At 66.3% G+C, this 7,177-nt stretch carries 8 protein-coding genes; 5 read left to right on the top strand and 3 right to left on the bottom strand.

What is annotated here, in order from left to right; translation table 11 throughout:
- The coding region (locus JO059_RS16340) for a D-alanyl-D-alanine carboxypeptidase family protein (RefSeq protein ID WP_293320502.1) at positions 1-944 on the bottom strand (944 nt) is incomplete at its 3' end.
- Between the two features lie 203 nt (positions 945-1,147).
- Here JO059_RS16340 and JO059_RS16335 point away from each other — a divergent pair.
- Positions 1,148-1,387 carry a hypothetical protein gene (locus tag JO059_RS16335; protein WP_366516227.1) on the top strand — a complete coding sequence of 80 codons (240 nt, stop codon included), beginning with the start codon at positions 1,148-1,150 and terminating at the stop codon, positions 1,385-1,387.
- A gap of 4 nt (positions 1,388-1,391) precedes the next feature.
- On the opposite strand, the gene JO059_RS16330 is transcribed toward JO059_RS16335, so the two are convergent.
- Complete coding sequence (locus tag JO059_RS16330; RefSeq protein WP_293320498.1) at positions 1,392-2,723, bottom strand: aspartate aminotransferase family protein; 1,332 nt, start codon at positions 2,721-2,723, stop codon at positions 1,392-1,394.
- A gap of 65 nt (positions 2,724-2,788) precedes the next feature.
- On the opposite strand from JO059_RS16330, the gene JO059_RS16325 reads away from it, so the two are divergent.
- The 3 genes from JO059_RS16325 to folE all read left to right on the top strand — a co-directional run bounded on the left by JO059_RS16325 (position 2,789) and on the right by folE (position 5,165).
- Positions 2,789-3,691, top strand: a complete 903-nt coding sequence (locus tag JO059_RS16325) for a sigma-70 family RNA polymerase sigma factor (RefSeq protein WP_293320496.1) — start codon at positions 2,789-2,791, stop codon at positions 3,689-3,691.
- 518 nt (positions 3,692-4,209) lie between these two features.
- Entirely contained in the window at positions 4,210-4,599 is a 390-nt protein-coding gene (locus tag JO059_RS16320; protein ID WP_293320504.1) for a 6-carboxytetrahydropterin synthase, read from the top strand.
- A 2-nt stretch (positions 4,600-4,601) separates the two neighbouring features.
- Positions 4,602-5,165, top strand: a complete 564-nt coding sequence (gene folE, locus JO059_RS16315; RefSeq protein ID WP_293320494.1) for a GTP cyclohydrolase I — start codon at positions 4,602-4,604, stop codon at positions 5,163-5,165.
- An 11-nt stretch (positions 5,166-5,176) separates the two neighbouring features.
- On the opposite strand, the gene JO059_RS16310 is transcribed toward folE, so the two are convergent.
- A complete protein-coding gene (locus JO059_RS16310; protein ID WP_293320492.1) occupies positions 5,177-6,259 on the bottom strand; it encodes an NAD(P)-dependent oxidoreductase in 1,083 nt (360 codons plus the stop codon).
- Between the two features lie 301 nt (positions 6,260-6,560).
- Here JO059_RS16310 and JO059_RS16305 point away from each other — a divergent pair.
- Positions 6,561-7,177 (top strand): MFS transporter (locus tag JO059_RS16305; RefSeq protein WP_293320490.1); only part of this gene is annotated, 617 nt, incomplete at its 3' end.

The raw sequence follows: 7,177 nt of genomic DNA, 5'->3' as shown, positions 1-7,177 counted from the left end.
ATGAGCACCGCCATCAGCCGCCGCCCGTTGCGGTTGGCCGATCCCACGAACGTCTGGCCCGCGTCGTCGGTGTAGCCGGTCTTCCCGCCGAGTGCGCCCGGGTAGTTGTAGAGGAGCTTGTTGTCGTTCTCCAGGTCGTAGGCGGGGTGGTCGCCATGTCCCGGGAAGGGGAAGCTTCGCGTCGACACGATGTCGGCGAAAGTCGGGTTCTGCCAAGCGTATCGGTAGAACAGCCCGATGTCGTAGGCCGAGGTGCTCATGCCGGGCGCGTCCAGCCCGGACGGTGTCGCCACCCGGGTGTCCTGCCCACCCAGCTTGACGGCCAGCAGGTTGATCTTCTCCACGGCTTGCTGCATCCCGCCGAGCTGCATCGCCAGGGCGTGGGCGGCGTCATTGCCCGAATGCATCAGCAGCCCGTGCAGCAGCTGGTTGACGGTGAACACGCCGCCCGCCTCGACACCGACCTTGGTGCCCTCGGCGGCCGCGTCCTCGTCGGTTCCGGGGACGGATTTGTTGAGGGGCAGCGCGTTGATGGCCGCCATCGCGACCAGAACCTTGATGATGCTCGCGGGGCGGTGACGCCCGTGCGGATCCTTGGCCGCGATGACGGCGCCGCTGTCCAGGTCCGCCACCAGCCAGGCGTCGGCGGAGACGTCGTTCGGCAACGGCGGCGTCCCGGGCGCGGCGACGACGCCGCAACTGCCCAGCGCCTCCCCGCCGACCGGCTTGGCGGGTACTGCCAGGGGCATCGGCGGTTCAGCGGCCGTCGGGACCTCCGAGGAGTCCACCGCGGGCGGCGTCGACACCTTGTACGGGCAGTTTGGAGGTCCCGCGCTGGGCCCCGGCGCGGGCTCGGCGAACGCGGTCGGCGCCGCGACCGCCAGCGGGGCGGCGATCAAGAAAACGGCTGCTGCCAGGCGCGATGCGGGGCGTAGAAAGCTCATCGTGTGAGCAGACTAGGCGATCGGCTGCCCGATTCCGGGGAGCCGCGCTGTGACTGATGAGGCAGAAGTTAAATTCGCCGGCGAGCAAGGACCGGGCCTAGCCAGTACGCTCGGCATGCGGTCAGCGAAACAGCAAAGGGTGTGCCATTCAAAACAATCGGTTCTGGTCGAAGTCGCGCCGCGACGGCGATGGTCCGCGATCGCTGGAACATCTGCTCAAGCAGGTCGAGAAGGGGGCGCAGGTGCGCCGCTCCGGAGTCGACCGCGTGCTGGCAGAGCTGAAGCAGCACCGCGATGCGACCACCGACGCCAACCTGCAGTCGGCGCTCACCTGGCTGTGCAACGCCGAATCGCGGATGGCGAACAATCCCAACGCCGCGCATTCCCGGGAGGTCCTGCTGGCTGCCTACGAGGTGAAGCGGATCCTCGCCGCCCACGGCTAGGACTTTAGAGCCGCCCCCAAGCGTCGGTGAGCACGCTGCGCAGGATGGACTCGATCGTGTCGAACTCGCGTTGCCCGCTGATGAGCGGCGGCGCCAGCTGGACGACGGGATCACCCCGGTCGTCGGTGCGGCAGTACAGCCCGGCGTCGAATAGCGCGCGTGAGACGTACCGGTGCAGTCGTTCGCGTTCCTCGGCGTTGAAGGTTTCCCTTGTCGCCTTGTCCTTGACCAGCTCCACGCCGTAGAAGTAACCCTCCCCGCGCACGTCGCCGACGATCGGCAGGTCGTAGAGCTTCTCCAGGGTGGCGCGGAATTCGGGGGCATGGTGTTTGACGCGTTCGTTGAGGTTCTCGCGCTCGAAGATGTCCAGGTTGGCCAGCCCGACGGCCGCCGACACGGGGTGACCGCCGAACGTATAGCCATGCGGGAACATGGTTTTGCCGTCGTTGAACGGCTCGAACAACCGGTCGTCGGCGATCATCGCGCCGATCGGTGAATAACCGGATGTCATCCCCTTGGCGCAGGTGATGATGTCGGGAACGTAGCCGAAGTCGTCACAGGCGAACATCGAACCGATCCGGCCGAAGGCGCAGATCACTTCGTCGGAGACGAGCAGCACGTCGTACTCGTCGCAGATCTGGCGCACCCGTTCGAAGTAGCCCGGCGGAGGCGGGATGCAGCCGCCCGCGTTTTGGACCGGTTCCACAAAAACCGCGGCGACGGTCGCGGGGCCCTCGAACTCGATCGCCTCGGCGATCCGGTCGGCGGCCCACTGCCCGAAACCCTTCAGGTCGTCGCCAAATGGTTCGGGCGCGCGGTAGAAGTTCGTGTTGGGCACCCGGAAGCCGCCCGGTGTCACCGGTTCGAAGGGTGCCTTGTACAACGGCAGCCCGGTGATCGCCAGCGCACCCTGGGTGGTGCCGTGGTAGGCGATCGACCGCGAAATCACTTTGTGCTTACCGGGTTTACCGGTGAGCTTGAAATAGTGCTTGGCCAATTTCCATGCGCTCTCGACGGCCTCGGTGCCGCCGGTGGTGAAGAACACCCGGTTCAGGTCCCCCGGGGCGTGGTGCGCCAGGCGCTCGGCGAGCTCGATCGCGGTTGGGGTGGCATACCCCCACACCGGAAAGTAGGCCAGCGTGCTTGCCTGGCGGGCCGCGACCTCGGCCAGTTCGCTGCGGCCGTGGCCGACCTGCACGGTGAACAACCCGGACAGCGCGTCGAGATAGCTCTTGCCGCGATCGTCGAAGATCGTGACACCCTCGCCGCGGGTGATGATCGGCGGTGTGCTGCCTGGGCCGTGCCGGGCGAAATGCAGCCAGAGATTGTCGGTCATTGCCGCGAGCGTAACGCCAGCGCGACCCTTGGCGCCGGAAGTGTCCGTGACGTTACGCTCGCGATATGACTGCAGCGCAGCAGGTCAGCGAATTCGAGGCCCTGCGGCCACATCTCATGTCGGTCGCCTACCGGTTGACGGGCACCGTGGCCGACGCCGAGGACATCGTCCAGGAGGCCTGGCTGCGCTGGCATGGGCAGGAGGACGCCATCGCGGACCTGCGGGCCTGGCTGACCACCGTGGTGAGCCGGCTGGGCCTGGACCGGTTGCGGTCGGCGGCGCATCGCCGCGAAACCTACAGCGGCAATTGGCTGCCCGAACCAGTGGTGACCGGCTTTGACCGCGCTGATCCGTTGTCCGCGGTGGTGGCGAGCGAGGACGCGCGGTTCGCGGCGATGGTGGTGCTGGAAAGGCTATCCCCCGATCAGCGGGTCGCTTTCGTGCTGCACGACGGTTTCGCCGTGCCGTTCGCCGAAGTGGCCGAGGTGCTGGGAACCACCGAGGCCGCCGCCCGCCAGCTGGCGTCGCGCGCCCGCAAGGCTGTCGCGGCGGAGCCGCCGCCGAGACCCGACCCCTCGCACGACGAGGTCGTCGGTCGGCTGATGGCCGCCATGGCCGCCGGCGACTTGGACGCCGTGGTGGCGCTGCTGCATCCGGACGTCACATTCACCGGCGATTCGAATGGCAAGGCCCCCACCGCCGTTCACGCCATCGCGGGGTCGGACAAGGTGGCCCGGTTCATCTTCGGCCTGGCCCGCCGCTACGGCGACGCGTTCTTCACGGCGAATCAGCTGGGCCTGGTCAACGGCGAGCTGGGGGTCTACACCGCGGGCAGCCCCGGCGACGACGGCCACTGGGAGATGCGGCCGCGGATCCTGGCGATGACGGTGAGTGACGGGAAGGTCTGCGCGCTATGGGATATCGCCAACCCCGACAAGTTCACCGGCTCGCCGCTGCGGTCTCGCTAGCTTTCTTCGGTAAATTTCTCTGGATGTCACATCGACACGGCGACGAAACCGAGTGCGGCGATGCACAAAGCACGCGAGCGGCGGGAACCAGATCCCGACTATCAGGCCGAGGCCCGCGGCGACTTTCAGCAGGGCAGCACACGCCAGAAAGCGGCGTGGAAGCCCCACATCGTCCAGGCAGTCACGGATGAATCCGACGGGTTTCCAGCAGAGAGCCGCATCGGCGAGCTGGATCACAGCCAGCACGGCGAGGGGCCACTAAGTGACGATCATGGGGCGCCTCCTCAGGTCGGTGCGAATGGGCTTACACACTGGAGACGGTGCCGAGGGCCGATGTGTGACAGCCCCATAGTGCGCTCCACCGATCGAAGGAGGGCGTTTCCACCGTCCGAACCCGCAACGGCCGGATCGTTCAGAATCCAAGCGGGCCTTACATTCTCGGTATGCCTAAAGTTGCCCGTGCGGCATGGGACTCGCCTCGAAGAGAAGCCATGAATGACAAACGAGCGAAAATCCCGATGGACGCCGCGATAGAGGTGTTCAAGGTGTTCACTTTCGAGGCCGCGCATTTCCTGCCAAATGTTGCCACAGGCCACCAGTGCGGTGTCCTGCACGGTCACAGCTACAAGGTAATTGTCGGTGTTGAGGGAGTTCCCGACTCGCACACCGGATTCGTCGTCGACTTCGCACTGATCAAGTGCGCGATGAAACCCGTGATAGATCAGCTCGACCACAGCGCGCTGAATCGCTTTATTGAGAATCCGACGTGCGAGAACGTCGCGGGCTGGATCTGGAACCGGCTGGCTATTCCCGGACTCTCCTACGTCGAGGTGTGGGAGACGGCCACCTCCGGCTGCCGCGCATCGACGCCACACGTCGCCCCGGCAGACGGCACAAAAGGAAACTAGCGATGGATCTCGCCGATGCGGAGGTCGCCGTCAAGGCGCTCCTGGTAGCGATGGACATCGACGGGGACGATCACACCGCTGACACGCCGGGCCGCGTAGTGCGAGCGTGGCGGGACATGCTCGCCGGCTACCGTGAGGACCCCGCCGACCACCTCGAGCGTGTGTTCCCGGCGCCGCAGGAACCCGGGCTCGTGATCGTGGAGGGCATCACGCTGATGTCCACCTGCGCACACCACATGCTGCCGTTCACCGGGTATGCCACCGTCGCGTACCGACCCGGGCCCGGCCAGCGAATCGTGGGGTTGTCGAAGCTGGCTCGGGTGGTGCACGGTTACGCGCGGCGGCTGCAGGTCCAGGAACGGATCGGCTCCCAGGTGGTCGACGCCATCACCGACCGTCTCCGCCCTGGGGGTGCAATGTGTCTCATCACCGCCACCCACGACTGCATGAGGCTTCGGGGCGTAAGCGAGCCTCATGCGGCCACGACCACCGAGACCCGCCGGGGGAACCTACTCGATCACGAGGTCGCGTTGATCCACGCGCGGCATCAGGGCGTGCGCCGTTGACAGACGGGCAATCAACCGGCGAGGGCGGCGATGGCGCGAGGCGCCCGGACATGTTGGTTGCTCGTTGGATCGAACACCCCCAAGTGGTACGAACTGCATGCGTACTCCTTTACCCCAACGAGTTGTGACAGCGGCGTCCGCACGGGGTCGCCGTGTGCGACTCTCGCTGCGATCGCATTCAGATCGAACCGCGGGGACCAGCCCAATTCATGGCGCGCTCTGGTGTTGACGTACACGCGGTCCAGGCGCTGGGGGAACCGCCAGCCGCGCTCTCTCCACACATCGGCGGCCAGCGGTACGCGGCGCGCGAATACCGGCACAGCGTCAGTTCGGAGCTCGGCCAGGTCATCACGAGTGAACGGTGTGGTGGCCGCTACCACGTAGCGCGCAAATCCCAGACGCGACGCGTGCTGCGCGGCTTTGAGGTGCGCGTCGACGGCGTCTTCGAGTGCGACTCGGCGAGAGGCGTATTCGTCGGCCTTGACGTTGTCGTCGCCGCGCCCGTCGTGAACGTGTGGCATGTCGTCGGCATCGGCGAAGAACCGTGCGACGCGCAGCACCACGCAGGGCAGGCCGTCGTTGCGGTGCGCTAGTTGGCAGAGGTCTTCGCCTGCGGATTTGGTTACGCCGTAGATGTTCTTGGGAAGCGGCGTCACGGATTCGTCGATCCACGCCGCGGGCCGGCCCTGCGGCGGCACGAGCGCGTCACCGAACACCGTCGTCGAGGATGTCATCACGAACGCACGAACACCCGTTGCCACGGCCGCATCGAGCAGGGTGTGCGTGCCGCCGATGTTGGTGTCCAAAAATGCCTGGCGCGACACGAACGCCAGCTGGGGCTTGTGCAGCGTCGCGGTGTGGAACACCACGTCGACGTCGGCCATCAGTTCGAGCATCAAGCCTGGATCATTGATGGAGCCAACCACGTTCGTCCACTTCGACGGTCGTACGTCGAGCCCGACGGCGTCGCATCCGAGGTCACGCAGGGAGCGCACCAGCGCCTCGCCGAGGTGACCGGAGCTGCCGGTTACCAGTGCCCGGCTCTTCTCGCTCCACGACGGGTTTTCGGGCCACATTTCAGCACAGTTGCTCATGTATTCGTCTTCTGAAGGTAAGTTGCTTGCGGTCACAATCACTGTTCCGCCGCGGCCGCAGGTTCGTCTGCCGGGCGTATTGCGGAATTGGCGGACGAAATGTGCTCCCCCAATTGGGGTAGCAGACAATCGCAGTCCCCGATCGGGGGAGCGCGATTCACCGCGACGCAGGGCCGATTGGTGGTTCAACCCCGGCCTCTGCGTGGCTTAGGTTCATGAACCAAGCCCGCCGAGTACCGATACGAGCATGTCGGGCAGCGGGATTCGTTGTACGCAAGTAAGTTTGGCGAAGGGCAAGGCAATGACCGTATCGGTCGCCGCGCGCCGGGATCGGTACCCGGCCGTGATCTGGGTCCTGTTGGGCGGCAACTTGCTGGTGCGCGCCGCGGGGTTCGCCTACCCGTTCATGGCTTATCACGTCGGCGGGCAGGGGCATCCGCCCGGAACGATCGGCGCGGTTTTGGCGGCATTCGGGGTGGGTTGGGTTGCGGGACAGCTGCTGTGCGGGTGGCTCATCGACCGGTTTGGGAGACGATCGACGCTGACGGCCACAATGTTGTCGGCGGCGCTGGTGCTGGCGCTGCTGGCCGGCGCGCACGCGGCTTGGGCTTTGTCCCTCGGTGCCGTGCTGGCAGGCGTGGTCTTTGACGCACCGCGTCCGGTGCTCAGCGAAGCGATCGCCGAACTGATTCCCGATCCCGGGGAACGAGCGAAAGTCGACGCCTGGCGGCTGGGTTGGATTACCAACGTCGGCGCCGCGATCAGTGGCGGCGTCGGTGGCCTGCTCGCCGAGGAGATCGGCACCCCTGCCCTGTATTGGATGAACGCCGTGGCGTGCGCGGTCTTCGCGGCGATCGCGCAGAGCTGCATCCCGCCCGATGTGTGCGCTCCACCGACGCAGGCGAAAACGACGTACCG

The organism is Mycobacterium sp. (assembly GCF_019247615.1).
In the GTDB taxonomy this organism is placed as follows: Bacteria; Actinomycetota; Actinomycetes; order Mycobacteriales; family Mycobacteriaceae; genus Mycobacterium.
The sequence above is the reverse complement of the archived record's forward strand: the minus strand, read 5'-3'. Positions and strand labels throughout refer to the sequence as shown.

Excerpts from the sequence above, each read along its gene's own strand:
- JO059_RS16310 (WP_293320492.1), bottom strand. The coding sequence starts at position 6,259 with ATGAGCAACTGTGCTGAAATGTGGCCCGAAAACCCGTCGTGGAGCGAG.
- folE (WP_293320494.1), top strand. The coding sequence starts at position 4,602 with ATGGATCTCGCCGATGCGGAGGTCGCCGTCAAGGCGCTCCTGGTAGCG.
- JO059_RS16325 (WP_293320496.1), top strand. The coding sequence starts at position 2,789 with ATGACTGCAGCGCAGCAGGTCAGCGAATTCGAGGCCCTGCGGCCACAT.
- JO059_RS16330 (WP_293320498.1), bottom strand. The coding sequence starts at position 2,723 with ATGACCGACAATCTCTGGCTGCATTTCGCCCGGCACGGCCCAGGCAGC.
- JO059_RS16320 (WP_293320504.1), top strand. The coding sequence starts at position 4,210 with ATGGACGCCGCGATAGAGGTGTTCAAGGTGTTCACTTTCGAGGCCGCG.